Origin of the sequence: Niastella koreensis GR20-10, assembly GCF_000246855.1 — a bacterium.
Lineage (GTDB): Bacteria > Bacteroidota > Bacteroidia > Chitinophagales > Chitinophagaceae > Niastella > Niastella koreensis.
Genome location: NC_016609.1, coordinates 1,561,981 through 1,578,309, shown reverse-complemented (window position 1 = coordinate 1,578,309; position 16,329 = coordinate 1,561,981). Strand labels below are relative to the sequence as shown.

The 16,329-nt window shown below is 46.7% G+C and carries 14 protein-coding genes; 12 read left to right on the top strand and 2 right to left on the bottom strand.

All coding sequences use genetic code 11. From position 1 onward, the window contains the following. The first annotated feature begins 18 nt into the window (after positions 1-18). The 11 genes from NIAKO_RS06345 (at position 19) to NIAKO_RS06295 (ending at position 10,287) form a co-directional block, all read left to right on the top strand. Positions 19-1,344, top strand: a complete 1,326-nt coding sequence (locus NIAKO_RS06345) for an inositol-3-phosphate synthase (RefSeq protein ID WP_014217577.1) — start codon at positions 19-21, stop codon at positions 1,342-1,344. Beyond that, a complete protein-coding gene (locus NIAKO_RS06340; protein WP_014217576.1) occupies positions 1,341-1,787 on the top strand; it encodes a phosphatidylglycerophosphatase A family protein in 447 nt (148 codons plus the stop codon). The genes NIAKO_RS06345 and NIAKO_RS06340 overlap by 4 nt, the downstream gene beginning before the upstream one ends. Next, positions 1,787-2,254 (top strand): GtrA family protein, encoded by a 468-nt coding sequence (locus NIAKO_RS06335; RefSeq protein ID WP_014217575.1) that lies wholly within the window; start codon positions 1,787-1,789, stop codon positions 2,252-2,254. The genes NIAKO_RS06340 and NIAKO_RS06335 overlap by 1 nt, the downstream gene beginning before the upstream one ends. 3 nt (positions 2,255-2,257) lie before the next feature. After that, positions 2,258-4,807 (top strand): DUF5686 and carboxypeptidase-like regulatory domain-containing protein, encoded by a 2,550-nt coding sequence (locus NIAKO_RS06330; RefSeq protein WP_014217574.1) that lies wholly within the window; start codon positions 2,258-2,260, stop codon positions 4,805-4,807. Positions 4,808-4,824: 17 nt separating this feature from the next. After that, positions 4,825-5,532 carry a CDP-alcohol phosphatidyltransferase family protein gene (locus NIAKO_RS06325; protein ID WP_014217573.1) on the top strand — a complete coding sequence of 236 codons (708 nt, stop codon included), beginning with the start codon at positions 4,825-4,827 and terminating at the stop codon, positions 5,530-5,532. Beyond that, entirely contained in the window at positions 5,529-6,077 is a 549-nt protein-coding gene (locus NIAKO_RS06320) for a DUF4833 domain-containing protein (protein WP_014217572.1), read from the top strand. Before NIAKO_RS06325 ends, NIAKO_RS06320 begins: the two co-directional genes overlap by 4 nt. Before the next feature lie 74 nt (positions 6,078-6,151). After that, positions 6,152-6,787 (top strand): sterol desaturase family protein, encoded by a 636-nt coding sequence (locus tag NIAKO_RS06315; protein WP_014217571.1) that lies wholly within the window; start codon positions 6,152-6,154, stop codon positions 6,785-6,787. Beyond that, on the top strand, positions 6,780-7,715 hold the full coding sequence (locus NIAKO_RS06310; protein ID WP_014217570.1) for a phosphatase PAP2 family protein: 936 nt from the start codon (positions 6,780-6,782) through the stop codon (positions 7,713-7,715). The genes NIAKO_RS06315 and NIAKO_RS06310 overlap by 8 nt, the downstream gene beginning before the upstream one ends. A 9-nt stretch (positions 7,716-7,724) precedes the next feature. Next, positions 7,725-8,345 carry an HAD family hydrolase gene (locus NIAKO_RS06305; RefSeq protein WP_014217569.1) on the top strand — a complete coding sequence of 207 codons (621 nt, stop codon included), beginning with the start codon at positions 7,725-7,727 and terminating at the stop codon, positions 8,343-8,345. Positions 8,346-8,525: 180 nt separating this feature from the next. Then, the gene (locus NIAKO_RS06300) at positions 8,526-9,116 is read left to right on the top strand and encodes a hypothetical protein (protein WP_014217568.1); all 591 of its coding nucleotides are present in this window, start codon (positions 8,526-8,528) and stop codon (positions 9,114-9,116) included. A 103-nt stretch (positions 9,117-9,219) separates the two neighbouring features. After that, complete coding sequence (locus NIAKO_RS06295) at positions 9,220-10,287, top strand: Gfo/Idh/MocA family protein (RefSeq protein WP_014217567.1); 1,068 nt, start codon at positions 9,220-9,222, stop codon at positions 10,285-10,287. 80 nt (positions 10,288-10,367) lie between these two features. Here the strand turns inward: NIAKO_RS06295 and NIAKO_RS06290 are convergent, their stop codons facing one another. Both NIAKO_RS06290 and NIAKO_RS06285 read right to left on the bottom strand, forming a co-directional pair. Continuing rightward, a complete protein-coding gene (locus NIAKO_RS06290; RefSeq protein WP_014217566.1) occupies positions 10,368-11,147 on the bottom strand; it encodes a PI-PLC domain-containing protein in 780 nt (259 codons plus the stop codon). A gap of 283 nt (positions 11,148-11,430) precedes the next feature. Further along, entirely contained in the window at positions 11,431-13,014 is a 1,584-nt protein-coding gene (locus NIAKO_RS06285; protein WP_242675537.1) for a DUF6377 domain-containing protein, read from the bottom strand. Positions 13,015-13,309: 295 nt separating this feature from the next. Between NIAKO_RS06285 and NIAKO_RS06280 the strand changes: the two genes are divergently transcribed. Further along, complete coding sequence (locus tag NIAKO_RS06280) at positions 13,310-16,321, top strand: SusC/RagA family TonB-linked outer membrane protein (protein WP_014217563.1); 3,012 nt, start codon at positions 13,310-13,312, stop codon at positions 16,319-16,321. Positions 16,322-16,329 lie beyond the last annotated feature (8 nt).

Below are 16,329 nucleotides of genomic sequence, written 5' to 3'. Positions count from 1 at the left end.
TAAGAAAAATCAAGGTTTATGAAAGAACAAATGTTGCCGGCAGAAGGAAAATTAGGCATCCTGCTTCCTGGCCTGGGCGCTGTTGCCTCTACTATGATCGCAGGAGTTATTGCCAGCAGGAAGGGATTGGCTAAACCGATCGGATCGTATACACAAACCGGTCATATTGAGCTGGGCGAAGGAAAGGGCGACCGTTACCCCCTTATTAAAGATTTTGTGCCACTGGCATCACTGGAAGATGTAGTATTTGGCGGATGGGATATTTATGAAGACAATGTATATGAAGCAGCCAGCAATGCGCGCGTGCTCGATCAGCAATTGCTGAAGGCCATCAGGCCCGAGCTGGAAGCGATAAAACCCATGAAAGCCGTTTTTGACAGGAATTATGTACGCAACCTGGATGGCACCTTTATTAAGCAAAGCGCTAACAAATGGGAAGCAGCCCAGGAACTGATCCAGGATATTGAAACGTTCAAAAAAGTAAACAACGTAAACCGGGTAGTGATCGTATGGACCGGTTCAACCGAAAAATACCTGGAGCAATCGGCTGTGCATGAAACAATCGCTTCTTTTGAAGCAGGGTTGAAAAACAATGATCCGGCTATTGCCCCCAGTATGGTGTATGCATATGCAGCCGTTAGCGCAGGTATTCCTTTTATCAACGGCGCCCCTAACCTCACCACCGATATTCCGGCCATTGTACAGCTGGCCAACAAAACAAAAACACCTATCGGCGGCAAGGATTTCAAAACAGGACAAACGCTGATGAAAACGATCGTGGCGCCCGGACTGGCAGCCCGTTCACTGGGAGTTACCGGCTGGTTCAGTACCAACATCCTGGGTAACCGCGATGGCCTGGTGCTGGATGATGAGCAGAATTTTAAAACCAAAGAGGTGTCGAAGCTGGGTGTACTGGAAGATATTCTGCGGCCCGATCTGCACCCTGACCTGTACGGTGAATTGTATCATAAGATCCGCATCAATTATTATCCGCCACATGGCGATAACAAGGAGAGCTGGGACAACATTGATATTTTCGGCTGGCTCAACTATCCCATGCAGATCAAGATCAATTTCCTTTGCCGTGATTCTATCCTGGCAGCCCCCATTGTACTTGACCTGGCGCTTTTTGCCGACCTGGCCCAACGTGCAGGCATGTACGGTGTACAGGACTGGTTGTCGTTTTATCTTAAATCGCCCCAGACAAAACAGGGAGAACCTGCTGAGAATGATATTTTCAAACAGCTGAATACATTAAAAGAAGTTTTACGTGCAATAATGCAGGAGCAAACAGTGGCAGCGCCGGCGCTAAACCGTGCCAAAGCAACAGAGCCCGTGGTATGAGAAGGATTGCCAGCATTATAGCGACTGCAGGCGGAATTGGCTTCCTTAATAAGGGGGGAGGCACAGCCGCTGCAGTTGTTTTTTGTTTAGCCTGGTATTTTATTCCTGTAGGGTATGTTTACCAGGCCCTGTTGCTGGTGGTGTTACTGGCTGTGGGTACCTGGAGCGCTACCAAAATGGAAAGCGTATGGGAGCACGATAGCAACAGGATCGTAATAGACGAGGTAGCGGGCATGATGATAACACTGGCCTTTTTACCCGATAACTGGCTATATATCGTTACCGGCTGTGTGCTCTTCCGCTTTTTTGATATCGTGAAACCGCTGGGCATTAAACGGGCAGAATCGTTACCCCGCGGTATTGGTGTAATGGCCGATGATGTGGTGGCAGGTATTTATGCCCAGTTGATCCTGCGGGCTATGATGATGGGTAAATTTCTATAATGATGATCACTTTTCTGAAAGCCAATATTGCATCGCTCGTTGCTTCTCTAAGTGATTTTTTGATAACGGTACTGCTGGTGCAATGGTGTGAAACAAAGGTGGTAATGGCAGCGGCAGCAGGTACTATAACAGGCGGGATTATTAATTTTCTGATAGGCAGGCATTGGGTTTTCGAGGCAGGGAATAAACGCAGAACGCACAACGCGGAACGCACAACGCAAAACGAAATGCACCCAAATAAAATGTATTTCGGGTTCAGCATTAAGCGTTCAGCGTTTAGCGTACAATTGGGGAAGTATGCGCTGGTATGGACCGGCAATTTGTTCCTTAATACGAGTGGCGTATATGTACTGGCCAGTGGGGCCGGGCTGCACTACACCGTATCAAAAGTAGTGACATCGGTATTGGTTGCTTTCCTGTACAATTATCCCCTGCAAAAGAATTTCGTGTTCAGCAATAATTGGTAGACGATGACTAGTTTGACAGATAGTAAAAAAGGCTTCACCTTATTCCTCTTTCTTACCTGCTTCGTTGTTTGCGCACAGGCGCAAACGGTGATCAAAGGCTTTGTAAGAGATGCGCAAACACATGCGCCCCTTGCTTTTGTAAGTGTTTATTTCAAAGGCAGCAAGGGGGTGGTAAGTGGCGAGGATGGCAGTTATTCCATTTCCACCAGCAACCCCAAAAACACCACGCTGGAGTTTTCCTTCAACGGGTATAAGGTATTTAGAAAAAAAATTGAGGTAGGCGTTACGCAGGAGATCAATGCCGAGATGGAAGTAGCCGAGATGGCTTCTGTAACCGTGAACTCCAGAAAACGAACAAAATACAGCAACCGCGATAACCCTGCCGTAGAACTTATCAGGAAAGTGGTAGACAACAGGGAGCACAACCGGATGAAGGCTTTTGATTATGTGCAATACCAGCAATACGAGAAAATGGAATTGTCGCTGACCAATAAGCCGGAAAAGCTGATGAATAACAGGCTGCTGAAGAACTACCGGTTTTTAGTAGAGAACCAGGACACCACCAAGATCGAAGGTAAGGCCCTGGTACCTGTTTATATTGAAGAAACCCTTTCCAATAAATTTTTCCGGAAGAGCCCGTCGAAAGAAAAAACATATGTGCTGGCGAAGAAGAAAGTGAACCTGGGTGAGTTTGTAGACAACGATGGTATTACGCGTTACCTCAACAGCATGTATACCCCAATCGATATCTATGAGCCCAACCTCATGTTGCTCTCGAACCAGTTGCTAAGCCCTATTTCGGACCTCGCTCCTACTTTTTACCGGTTTTACCTGGGCGATACCGTTGAACTCGACGGCATTAAACTGGTGAAACTGACGTTTGCACCCCGCAATGCCAATGACCTGTTGTTCAGGGGTTCCATGTTTGTAACACTCGACGGTAATTATGCGGTTCAAAAAATTCAGATGGGGCTGGCCAAACATGCCAACATCAACTGGACAAGAGAGCTGCGCATTAAGCAGGATTTTGAGCGCGGTGAAGATGGCCGCTACCATGTGGTGATGAGTAATATTCTTTCCGAATTTGCTTTATCTAAAAAAGCATCGGGTGGCCTGGTGGGTGAGCGAACCGTGTCGTACAAAAATTATGTGATTAACCAACCTGCGCCCGATTCGGTATATGAAGGTAAACCGGAAGTGTTTGTTGATGCAACAGCCGCCGGCGCCGATAGCTTCTGGGCAGCCAACCGGCACACTGCCCTGTCTGCTACGGAAGAGAAGGCCTACACGAATATGGACAGTCTTCAAAACATGAAGTCGTACCGCCGCCTGATGGACTGGGCTACCTTCTTACTGGCAGGCTATAAAGCCGCCGGTCCGTTTGAAGTGGGGCCCGTAAATGCATTTTACAGTTTCAACCCGGTGGAGGGTTTCAGATTGCGGTTAGGCGGACGCACCACACCGAAGTTCAGCAAACGTTTATATTTTGAAACCTATGCGGCGTATGGCTTTAAGGATGAAAAGTGGAAGTATTTTGTATCCGGCGCTTATTCCTTTAACGGCAAATCGATCTATTCTTTCCCGCTGAATTTTATCAGGTTCAGTTATCAGCACGACACCAAAATACCCGGGCAGGAACTGCAGTTTGTACAGGAAGATAATTTCCTGCTTTCGTTTAAACGGGGTAATAACAACAAGTGGCTGTACAACGATATTTACATTGCCGAGTATGTGCGGGAGTTTGGCAAGAACATCAGCTATACATTCGGTTTCAAAAACTGGAAACAACAACCTGCCGGCAGCATCGTTTACCAAAAGCTCGATGGCGCCGGCACGTCAACCATCCCCGAAATTACCACAACCGAATTATCGGCTGAGATCCGCTGGGCGCCTCATGAGCAGTTTTACCAGGGAAAAGTGTACCGTATTCCTATCTATAATAAGTACCCTATTTTCCGGCTCAGGTATGTCTCCGGCATAAAAGGATTTGTGAACGGGGATTATAATTACCAGCAACTTACTCTTAATGTCTTCAAGCGGTTTTATTTCTCGCAGTTCGGTTATGCCGATGTGGTGGCCGAGGGCGGTAACATTTTCGGGCAGGTGCCCTACCCCTTGCTCACCATTCACCGGGCCAACCAAACGTATGCATACCAGCTTAACTCCTTCAACATGATGAACTTCATGGAATTTGTAAGCGACCATTATGCATCAATAAGTACAGATTACTATTTCAATGGATTTATTTTTAATAAACTGCCCCTTATCAAAAACCTGAAGCTGCGTGAGGTGGCCGGTTTCAAGATGGTATATGGAGGCGTACGCCGGGAAAACGATCCCGCTTACAACAAGGAAACATTTTTATTCCCTACCGACGAAAATGGCCAGACCACTACTTTTTCGCTGGCCGGTAAACCCTATATGGAAGCCAGTGTAGGCATCAGCAATATTTTCAAATTACTTCGGGTAGACCTCATAAAACGGCTTACCTACCTAAACAACCCGGATGTTCCCAACTGGGGCATTCGCGCCAGGGCGAAGTTTGATTTTTGATACTATAATTTTTTGTTATGAGCCAGATAGCTATGCGTGACCGTTTGCAAAAAAATATTTACAGTGTAATTGATCCTGTTGTGCACGGGTTGGTAAAAGCAGGCGTAACGCCGAATTTTATCACTACCACCGGCCTCATCCTGAATATTGGGGTAGCCATCGTGTTTATTGTGGGCGCAGAAGAAGGCCACCGCGGCGATCTCAGGTATGTTGGCTGGGCAGGCGGCCTCATCCTCTTTGCCGGTTTGTTCGATATGCTCGACGGACAGGTAGCGCGGATAGGCAATATGAGCTCCCGCTTTGGCGCCCTGTACGATTCTGTGCTGGACCGCTACAGTGAACTGTTTATGTTCCTGGGCATTTGTTATTACCTGGTAGCCCACCATTATTTCCTGAGCTCGTTGTTTGCCTTTATAGCCCTTATCGGTTCCATGATGGTGAGTTATACCCGCGCCCGCAGCGAAGGACTGGGCATACAAAATAAAGGCGGGTTGATGCAGCGGCCTGAAAGAGTGGTGTTAACTGCCCTATCGGCCATTGCCTGCGGTATTACGGCTTCGATTATTGGTGGTGATTATAAACTTACCATACCTGGTATTCCCTTCCATGTTTTTGAAACCATGTCGGTTTTCACCATCCCCATAACTGTAATGGCGGTGTTAACGAACATTACCGCTATTAAAAGATTGATGGACGCTAAAAAAGCGCTTGACAATAAAGTATGATACGAAGTATTTTCCTGTTGGTGTTGTGCAGTTTGTTTTCCTTATATGGGGCAGCGCAGGAAGGATTCCCGGTGCCTGCAGGTAATGCCAACCAGTTATTCTTTCTGCAACGGACCTCCAATACCAATACCATCGTTTATGAACTGAATTATAAAAAAGGGATCCTCGACGAAAGCAATCCGGTGCATGTTTTCTGGATCAGGTATGCCGAGAAGGGTCAACGGGCAGAGTTGAGCTGGATCCAGCGGATATTTGCCTATGGCGTAAAAACAAGACAACTGGCCGACAGCAGCTACCGGATACGACTGGTTTCTTATGCAGGCTATTCCATGTACCTGAAGAAAGGCGCAGATAACAGATACCGGCTATATGCACCCATAAACGGGAAGCTGATGATCCTGAACCGGATCTTTGTAAAGATCGTTGGCGGCTCTATGTGGTCGCCCGATATCGAGTACTTCGAAGTGACTGGCATAGACCCCGCTACCGGCAAAGCTGTAGCCGAAAGAAAGAAGGTACTGGCCAATGAGATCAAAGAGAAATAGCCTCTCCTACGCTAAAGCTTCGGCGGACGAGGCAACGAGGCAGCGAGTTTATAGAAATTAAAAATTAAGAAGCAATGAAAAAGTTGTATATCTCTAATTCCTCCGAATCGGTGAGGATGTTCAAAAGCAACTGGATGGAGGGCTTGTCGAAAGTGCATTTCTCCATACCGCTTTTTATATACGTTCCCCTTATTGCTGTTATGACCTGGCTGGCTTTTGACAGGCACATCTCCACAGCCTCGTATTTTCTGATGCTGGCGGCAGGTGTGGTGGTATGGACGATCACAGAATATATCTTACACCGCTTTGTTTTTCATTTTGAGCCATCCTCGGAATGGGGAAAACGGATCCATTTTATCTTTCATGGGGTACACCACGATTATCCGAAAGATGCGAAACGGCTGGTGATGCCGCCTTCGGCCAGCATTCCGATCGCTATTGCTTTTTATTTTTTGTTTTCGCTGGTGATTCCAAATAAGACCTTGCTGTATCCATTCTTTGCCGGTTTTATTATAGGCTACCTGGTGTACGACATGCTGCATTATGCCATGCACCATTATAATTTCAAAAGCCCGCTGATGAAAAGGATAAAGCAGCATCATATGCTGCATCATTATGACGACCCCACCAAAGGATATGGCGTAAGTTCTTCCCTGTGGGATGTAATTTTTCAATCTGGTTTTCCCAAGAAGAAAAAGCAATATGATTAAATCCGCCCCTGCAGTTTCCCTTGCGCCCAAAACAGTAATGGTTACTACGCTTATTTCAGTAGTCTATCTGTTATTGTCGGTATGGCTTGTAGGGTTCAAAACCGATCAGTTGGTATTGATGGCTATTTTTAATGGGCTGTATTATGCTTCCGGCACCACCCGGAAATTTATTACCGGGTTTTCGATCTTTATCGTGTACTGGATCATTTTTGATTACATGAAAGCCTTTCCCAACTATACGTTCAGGGATGTACATATTGAACAATTGTACCAGGCTGAAAAACATTTGTTCGGCATTTCTACTGCAACAGGCGTGGTAACACCCAATGAATATTTCAGGCAGCACCACGCCACCACCGGTGATCTGTTAAGCGGCATTTTTTATTTGTGCTGGGTACCGGTGCCTTTGTTATTTGCCTCTTATTTGTTTTTCAGGAACCGGCCTTTGTTCCTGCGGTTTGCCCTGGCGTTCTTTGTAGTGAATATGATCGGGTTTGTGGTGTATTATATTTATCCCGCGGCCCCGCCCTGGTATGTACAGGAACATCAGTTTAATTTTATCGCGAATACGCCCGGCAATACAGCCGGATTGAAACGATTCGATGAACTGGTGGGTGTTCCGGTTTTTCAATCATTGTACGCCAAGGGATCGAATGTATTTGCAGCTATGCCATCCCTGCATTCCTCCTATCCGGTGATCGTATTGTACTATGGCATAAAAGGGCGTTTCCGGTATGCGCCGGTTATTTTTGCGATGATCATGGCTGGCATCTGGTGTTCGGCAGTATATACCAGTCATCACTATGTACTGGATGTACTGGCGGGCATTTGTTGCGCCGGTACAGGCATTACCCTGGTGGAGCGGGGCGTATCCCGACCGGGATGGTTTGCCCGGTTTTTTGATTCGTATCTGACTAAAATTATTTAAGCGATTTGTATGAATAGTGCAACTACTTTAAAGAAAAAACAAACGATCCTTACTGAATTGAGCAATGGAGATTTTGATGCGTTCTTATATGATTGTGATGGTACATTGGCCGACAACATGGAAGGGCACAAGGCTTCTTACCGGGCAGCGGCATTGATGTATGGATTTGAACTGGACGATACCATTATAGATGAACTGGCGGGCTGGCCTATTATCCAGGTGGCAGAAGAGATCAGAAAAAAGTATGGCGCCAGCTATAACCCGGAAGTTTTTGCGCAGCTCAAGAATATGCTGTATGAAGATACTTTTATCCAGGAAACAAAACCTATCGACTTTGTGGTAGCACACCTGAAAGCACATGCGGGCAGGGTGCGCATCGGGGTGGTTTCCGGCGGCAGCCAGGTGTCTGTTTCCAGAACGCTTCAACAACTCGGCATTACCAAACTGGTAGAAGTATTGGTATGCGCCGGTGACACCGCCCGGGGCAAACCTTATCCCGATCCCTTTTTATATGCAGCCAAACAATTAGGCGTTGCCCCCACCAGGTGCCTTGTTTTTGAAGACGGGAACCCGGGTGTGCAGGCAGCAGTGGCCGCCGGCATGCAGTGGATCCGGATAGACCATGTGTAAGGGCCGCGCAATTATGTTCAACATACTCAATTTAAAAAAGGGTTATTTCAACGCAAGCAGTCAATTGTTAATGCTAAGGGAATTGCTTACCTTAGAAAAGAATACATCTAAATCCTCTCCCCCTCCTTTTCCTCCATCACTGCAGCCCTATTCATTTTTAAAAAACTCAAGTAATTACTTATGAGCAAGATCATTCTTTTCACAACGATTGCTTTACTGACTGCCTGCAATTCCGGCACCTCCAGCGCCGACAAATCAACAACAGAAGCTTCCAAAGCTGCCGACTCCATGTCACCTACAGAAAAACAGCCCGCCCTCAGTTATCCCTATACGGCTGATTATTCTTCAGATTTTGAGATAGGGGATGCAAAAAATGCCCAGACACTGCTTGAATTATACAAGAACTGGGACAACAATACGCTCAACAACTCAAAGGAGGCTTTTGCTGAAAACGACACCATGTTTAGTGCAGAGGGCCATATGTTTGCCGGCCCCAGGGACAGCTTTTTTATGATGGCTAACAAAGTGAGAGGGGAAATGGGTACCGTTGTTGATTCTGTTCATGCCTGGGTACCCCTCAGGACCAAAGATAAAAAAGAACAATGGGTAGCCATCTGGACCCGGGAAATTTCAACAAATGCCAAAGGCGTAAAGAAAAGCAAAGAACTGCACGAAGTATGGCGGTTTAACGATAACGGGAAAATTAACCTTGTGTACCAATACGAGCAGCAGCCGCCCAAAATGCCGCCCATGCCTATGCATAAAAAATAATAGTGCGCTTCCAGGCACAAAGCATTGCCCCCCGCACTCCCGGGGGGTATTTTTTTACCTGCTAAATACTTTAATTTTAACGCTGCCTGATTAATTTACCTGTATGAAAAAGACATTCCTGACACTGCTTGCACTGGCATTCCTGCTCCCTGTAATAAGTCAGCAGCCATTGAAAGTAGGCGTGGCTGGGCTTAGCCACGACCATGCCCTGGGTCTGATGCGCCAGTATAAAGACGGAAAGGTGATCCTGCTGGGCATTGCCGAGGCTGATACTGCGCTGACCGGCCGCTATAAAAGAAGGTTTCAGCTGCCCGATTCCATCTTCTACCCTTCCCTTGCTATCATGCTGCAAAAGATCCACCCGGATGCGGTGCTGGCTTACAACCCCGTTTATCAGCACATTGATGTAGTGGAAGCATGTGCGCCCAAAGGCATTTCAGTAATGGTGGAGAAACCGTTGGCCACTACGGTAGCCCAGGCCAGTCGTATGGCTGAACTGGCGCGCAAATACAGCATTCAGCTATTGACAAACTATGAAACCACCTGGTATGCAAGCAACCAGCAACTATACACCATGGTGAAATCGCAAACAATCGGCGATGTAAGAAAAATGGTGGTGCACGATGGGCACGAAGGCCCAAAAGAGATCGGTTGCAGCAATGACTTTCTGCAGTGGTTAACCGATCCGGTAAAAAATGGCGGAGGGGCTATTACAGATTTTGGCTGTTATGGGGCCAACCTGATGACCTGGTTAATGAACGGACAGGCGCCTGTTGCGGTTACGGCAGTCACGCACCAGATAAAACCTTCCATCTATCCAAAGGTGGATGATGATGCCACCATCGTACTGGATTACGCCAATGCCACCGGCATTATTGAAGCATCATGGAACTGGCCCTTTAGCATCAAAGACTGGGAAGTTTTTGGCAAAACCGGTTACCTGCATGCATTAAATCCTAATACGCTTCAGCAAAGATTGAAGACCAGCTATGAGCCTGTTACCCTGCAACAACCTGTGTATACAGATAACCTGCAGTACCTGTCGGATGTTTTGCATGGCAAAGTGCAGCCAGGCAAAGATCTTTCTTCCCTGGAGAACAACCTTATAGTTGTGAGAATACTGGAAGCTGCTAAAAAATCGGCAAAGGAAGGAAAAAGGGTGGCGCTTTAATACGAGCCCGTTTAAAAAAGAAAACCCGCTGCAAGCGGGTTTAATATAGATCCAATTAATTTATACTGGATTATGCCTTATTAAGGTTTTTTGGGCGTGTTCTTCTTCATGTACTCAGCGAGGGATTTAATACTATAAGTATCGATATAATCAACACCCAGTTCAAAGGTTTTCGCCCAGCCTTCTTCATTATCAGGCGCATTCCAGAACCTTACTTTTTTTCCCAACTCATGACCTTTGGCAACTGCCTTTTGTAACGCCGCCCAATCTTTCGCCGGGATATCGCCGGTGCCTTTCCAGGCTGAATATTCCCTGAAGTTATCGCTCAACACTACAATGCGGCTAAGCTCTTCCTTATTGTACCTGTTGCTCAATAAACCATCGAACCATAGAAAGGATGGGTATGAAACATAAGAACCCGGAAGCGGTTTATTACCACTTACAAGTATTGTCAGCGTTTTACAATTGGTAAGATCAGGATATTGTGCAAACAGGTCTGCAATTTTATGGCAGGTGGCTTCACCTTCTGATTTTATATCCAACATCAGGATCAACGATCGTGTTGTATCCTCATATACGTAACCATTGTTCTCTTTAATATGGGCCAGTATAGGTTTAATGTACAGATCTTCCAGTGTTTTATTATTGACAACATCCTTTTCATTATGAGCCACCAATACCACATCATCGTTTAAATATACATCTGCCTCAACCGAACCGAACTTGTTAAGATAGGCTGCCTGCAAAGGTGGTTCATGCTGATAGTCGTTGTGCGCATGCGCATTCGCTGTCGTGTAAACGTTTTGGGCCACTGCACGGGCAGTACTAAACACCAGAAAAATTAATACCAGGTTCTTCATAAATGAAAGAGACTTTTTTTGCGGTTATAAATTTTTCATCTGGCAACACAGATCGCTGCACTGCAATCGTGCAGGCATAATTGTCTTGACGACAATATATAAATTAAAATCTGATTAATTCAGCGCTTTGCTAAAAAAAAGATAATTGCAACAATTGCACAAAGTTAATGGATTGATTTTAAATATATTGCAAATATCACTATCTTTTGGCCTCCCAAAAGATCTGTAGCTTCTTTAAAATTAAAGGAAGTATAATAAAGGAATACAGGCTGATAAATATTCATTAAATACCAATAAACTCTATTTCCATTATTTTCCGTTCAAAATCAATGGCAGGCACCAACGCGCGCGATTTGATCCGGGCTTTGTAAGTATAAATAGTACTAACACTATAGTCCAGTATTTTGGCGATGGCCTCATTCCCGGTTACGCCCAGCCGCATCAGGGCAAAGATCCTGACCGTAGGGTTCAATGTTTCGCCGGGCTTTGGCCACACCCGGTCTTCTTCAGGTAAGAGCGCATTAAAAGCGGCAATAAAACCAGGGAACATGGTTAAAAAAGACGAGTCCAGCATTTTGTATAAATTTCCTTTTTCCCTGTCGATCTCCATGTTTTTTAAAAGCCGGAGCACCTCATTATATTTTCCCAGTTTAATATAGTGCTGGGTTTCGCGTGTTGCGGTCTGTAGCATGTCGATGTAAGAGGAACAGGTTTTAAAAAACAACCCGATCAGTTCTTCCTTTATTTTGGAAGATTCCCAAAGCCTGGCATTGACGCGTTGCAGCTCCGCATTCTTTTCCCGGATCATTCCTTCACTGTCTTTGATGCGCAGCATCTGCCGCCGGTAAATAACCAAAAGAAAGAATAAGATCCCCCCCACGATCAAACTAACCAGGAACCAGATCAGCAGCTTATCTTTCTGGTGTTGTTTTTCATCTACCAGTTTAGCCGAGATCAATGGCAGCATCGATTCTATTTGCAAGGCCCGGTTCCGGGTTCCATAAAAAACCGCGTTGCGGTCAGCTTCCTGCATAAACAAAAACGCATCGTTTGTCCGGTTCATTTTAAACAGTTCCTGGCCCAGTAAAAAAACGGCGAGGGTTTCTTTGGTGCAGGAGCGAATATCATTAATGGCGGCGAGGATAATGAAACACAACCGGTCCTCACCGGAAAAAGCAAAGCTAAGCCTGGCTGCTACCATGGCCAGGTTATGCGCCGGCATGGGCCGGTTGGTAATTAAATGATAGTAAAAATCGGGCGTTAAGTGCTTTTGCTTCACCGAATCCGGAATGAAAGCCAGGTCAATGGTGTGCTCAAAATCGCTGGGCGGGGTAAGCCTGTCAGCGCTGTTATAATCTTCGTCGGCCTTCCGGTAGTAACGCTCCGTAAAAAAAGCATCATTGTCATATTCCCCAATACCGCCGTACAATCTCGCCCGCAATACCAGGTAATCCGATCTAAGCCTGTTGGCTAACCCGGCTGTGTCCATTTTTTCAATAACATCAAAGGCCTCTTTATACAATCCCGAGTTCAGGAGAATGGTGCCCAGCAGGATCGTACTCCGGGCCAGGCTGTCCTTTTGCTGAAACCGTTCACAAAGCGCCGTCAGCTGTTGCACATATACAAAAGCCGAGTCGAATTTATAAGAGTGGTACTCTTCAAAAATGGCTGAATACAGGTTGAACCGGGCGTTAAACCGGGTACTATCGGTATGCAACAAGGTCAATTGCAGCCGGGCGATGCGGTTTGCTTTCTGCCGTTCGTACAGGCTTTCCCTGGTGAGCTCCCCTTTCAGTACCCGTAAAAGACTATCTGACCGGAAGGGTTGGGCATACCCGGAAACCTGTCCCATCAAAAAAAGCAACACAACTAATATTTTATTCATAAGGCGCCTCCTACACCCTTAAATGTAAGGTATTTAGCAGGTACACCTGTCGAAAACGGACCGGGCAGCGTTTTGATTTTTTGCCAGCAGCCGGTAATTAAACAATTGTAAACCAGCTCCATATTTTTTTAAACGGTTTGATTTTTTACTTCGTCAGCGTCCGGGCGGTCTGTTTGGCGGGATTAGTATTTTACTTTGAAGGGCTACTTAAAACCTCAGGGCCGGAACCGGCCGGCAACGAAATTTCCGCGTTTCCATCCATTTAATCTGATTGCTTATGTGCAAAAAATTGCTGCCATTATTACATTGTTTCGTCTTGTTGTTTATCCAGGTTTTTCCCGCGCTTTCACAAAACCGGGTAATAACCGGGAAGGTAATTGATTCCGCCACGGCCAGCCCGGTACCCGGCGTTACGGTGCGGGTTAGTGGTACCCGGGCCGGCGCCAGTACCGATGCAGGCGGCTCCTTTAAGGTAAATTTGCCGGCCACCGGCGGTACGCTTATTTTTTCTTCGGTTAATTATGCCACTCAAACAATTGTGGTAACAAATGAAAGCGACCTGCTGATCAGGCTGGCGCCGGCCGCCCAGGAACTGAAAGGGGTTGAGGTAATAAGTGTGGGGTACGGCACCCTGAATAAAAAAGAAGTATCGAGCGCCATCACCCATGTAACTGCCAGGGAGTTGAAAACCGTTGCCGCCAACAATCCATTAATGGCCTTACAGGGCAAAGTGGCGGGATTGACGATTTCCAACACAGCCACCGGCGACCCTAACTCCTCGCCCAGCATTCAGTTGCGCGGGGTATCGTCGCGCAGCGCCGGCCTGGGCCCCCTGTATATTGTGAACGGTGTTCCGGGTGGCAATATCGACAACATCAATCAAAACGATATTGAATCCATCGATGTGCTGAAAGGCGGCGCCGCTTCAGCTATTTATGGTACACGAGGAAGTAATGGCGTTATAATCATTACAACTAAAAAAGGCAGCGGCGAATCTAAACTGGTGTACAACGGTTATGCTACTATGGATAAATTAACCATGGTGCCCAAGGTGCTAAACGCAGGTGAATTCCGGGAGCAACGGGTAAGCGCCAACCCGGCCCGGGGTATTGATTATGGCGCCAGTACCAACTGGGTGAAAGCAGTGACCCGCCCGGAAGCCTATGCGCAAAAACACACCCTGCAGCTGGCCGGAGGCAATGCGAACGATAACTATTTTGCCTCCGCCGATTACCGGAATGCAAATGGGATCGACCTGCGCGCTTATAAAAAGGAATACGGCGGCCGGGTGAACCTGAACCACACTTCCAAAAGCAACGTATATACCGTTTCCCTTGAAGTAGCGCCCAGGTACATGCATACCAGCAACGCCGACCAGGGAAATTTCAATAATGCCATTACGCTGAACCCTACCCAGCCCGTATATGACAGTTCAGGTTACCATTATTTGAATACCGGCTTTTTCAGCAACAACCCGGTTGAAAATGCGCGGCTTATTAAAAGCGAGGCCGAGATAAAGGAGCTGGACATGCGCGGTTCTTTTAAGGTGAACATTTTAAAAAACCTGTATTCAACCGTAACCATCTCCAACATCAAATCATCTTACAAAAACCTGAACTTCCGCCCCTCTACCCTAACCACTATTGTACATTCAGGGCAAACCACCAAAACCAATTATGCTTCACAGGAGCAGATAGATAACGACCAGCGCAACCTGGAGTGGGCGATCAATTATGCGCTCAACTACCGGCAAAACCATATTAAACTACTGGGCGGTTATTCGTACAGTTATTTCAATTACCAGCAGTTCAGCGCCAATAATTACGATTTTCCATTTAATACCTTTTCCTGGAACAACCTGGGTTCCGGTACCTGGAACGGTGGTGGCCAGGGCAACGGACAGGGTGCGGTATCCTCTACCCAGAACGATTCGCGGCTGGCAGCCTTCTACGGCAGGATCAATTACGACTTTGATAACAAATACATCCTTACAGCCAGCCTGCGCCATGAAGGTTCTTCCAAATTTGGCGCGGATAACAAGTGGGGCAACTTCCCTGCCCTGTCGGTTGCCTGGCGTATTACGGAGGAAAACTTTTTGAAAGATAGATTCAGTTGGTTGAACGACCTGAAGCTACGGGCCGATTACGGCGTAACCGGCAACCAGGATTTCGAAAACTACAAGTCGTTGCTTTTATATGGGGGTTATGGTTATTTCCCTTTCAACGGTACTACTTACCAGGTATATGGCCCCTCGCAGAATGTGAACCCAAACCTGGGTTGGGAAAAAGCCATCAACTTTAATGCAGGTGTTGATTTTGAGTTGCTGAACAACCGCCTATCGGGTTCGTTGAACTATTATGTACGCACCAATAAAGACCTGTTGGGCAATTATAATGTGCCACTGCCGCCTAACCCGCAGTCACAGACGTTTACGAATGTAGGCACCATGAAGAACTCCGGTATCGAGATTCAATTAAACGCAGCTATCATCCGGCACCGGACGTTCAATTACAACGTAACGTTTGCCACCGCTTATAATAATAACAAATTCGTTTCCTTTTCCAACAAGCTGTACACAGGCGCGCCTTACCAGGACCTGGCAGGTTTGCCGGCGCCCGGCAGCCCCGGCACCATTCAGCGTTTGCAGGAAGGGCACCGCATCGGTGACTTTTATATGTTAAGATCGGCGGGCGTGGATAAGAACGGAACACTGCTGGTATATAAAAAAGATGGAACGGTGGTAACCGCCGACAAATCGAATGCAGACGACAAACAGTTTGTGGGCAATGGCCTGCCCAAATTTACCGGCTCGCTGGGCAACAGTTTCAGCTATAAGAACTGGGACCTGAACGTTTTTCTACGGGGAAACTTTGGCTACAAGCTGTTTAACATGCAGGCTTTTTATATAGGCACACCAGCTACCCAAACAGATGCGAATACGCTTAATTCTGCGTATGATCCAAAGAGCAAATATTCACTGCTGACGAATTCGGCTACCACCTCGCTGGCTTCGGATTATTTTCTGGAATCCGGGTCCTTTGTCAAGATCGACAATGTAACGCTGGGCTATAGTTGTACAGTAAATTCAAAATACCTCAGCGCGGTAAGGATCTATGCAGCAGCCAGCAACCTGCATACATTTACCCACTTCAAAGGCGGAGATCCTGATCTGTACCCGGTTAACGACTTAACACCCGGTGTGCAGGGCAATCCACGCAACAATACCTATAGCCTGAACTTTTACCCCGCCACCGTCCAGCTACTGGCAGGCGTGCAGGTAACATTTTAAACATTAAC

Bases quoted from the DNA above. Each gene is read 5' to 3' on its own strand.
- NIAKO_RS06345 (WP_014217577.1), top strand. From the start codon at position 19: ATGAAAGAACAAATGTTGCCGGCAGAAGGAAAATTAGGCATCCTGCTT.
- NIAKO_RS06340 (WP_014217576.1), top strand. From the start codon at position 1,341: ATGAGAAGGATTGCCAGCATTATAGCGACTGCAGGCGGAATTGGCTTC.
- NIAKO_RS06335 (WP_014217575.1), top strand. From the start codon at position 1,787: ATGATGATCACTTTTCTGAAAGCCAATATTGCATCGCTCGTTGCTTCT.
- NIAKO_RS06330 (WP_014217574.1), top strand. From the start codon at position 2,258: ATGACTAGTTTGACAGATAGTAAAAAAGGCTTCACCTTATTCCTCTTT.
- NIAKO_RS06325 (WP_014217573.1), top strand. From the start codon at position 4,825: ATGAGCCAGATAGCTATGCGTGACCGTTTGCAAAAAAATATTTACAGT.
- NIAKO_RS06320 (WP_014217572.1), top strand. From the start codon at position 5,529: ATGATACGAAGTATTTTCCTGTTGGTGTTGTGCAGTTTGTTTTCCTTA.
- NIAKO_RS06315 (WP_014217571.1), top strand. From the start codon at position 6,152: ATGAAAAAGTTGTATATCTCTAATTCCTCCGAATCGGTGAGGATGTTC.
- NIAKO_RS06310 (WP_014217570.1), top strand. From the start codon at position 6,780: ATGATTAAATCCGCCCCTGCAGTTTCCCTTGCGCCCAAAACAGTAATG.
- NIAKO_RS06305 (WP_014217569.1), top strand. From the start codon at position 7,725: ATGAATAGTGCAACTACTTTAAAGAAAAAACAAACGATCCTTACTGAA.
- NIAKO_RS06300 (WP_014217568.1), top strand. From the start codon at position 8,526: ATGAGCAAGATCATTCTTTTCACAACGATTGCTTTACTGACTGCCTGC.
- NIAKO_RS06295 (WP_014217567.1), top strand. From the start codon at position 9,220: ATGAAAAAGACATTCCTGACACTGCTTGCACTGGCATTCCTGCTCCCT.
- NIAKO_RS06290 (WP_014217566.1), bottom strand. From the start codon at position 11,147: ATGAAGAACCTGGTATTAATTTTTCTGGTGTTTAGTACTGCCCGTGCA.
- NIAKO_RS06280 (WP_014217563.1), top strand. From the start codon at position 13,310: ATGTGCAAAAAATTGCTGCCATTATTACATTGTTTCGTCTTGTTGTTT.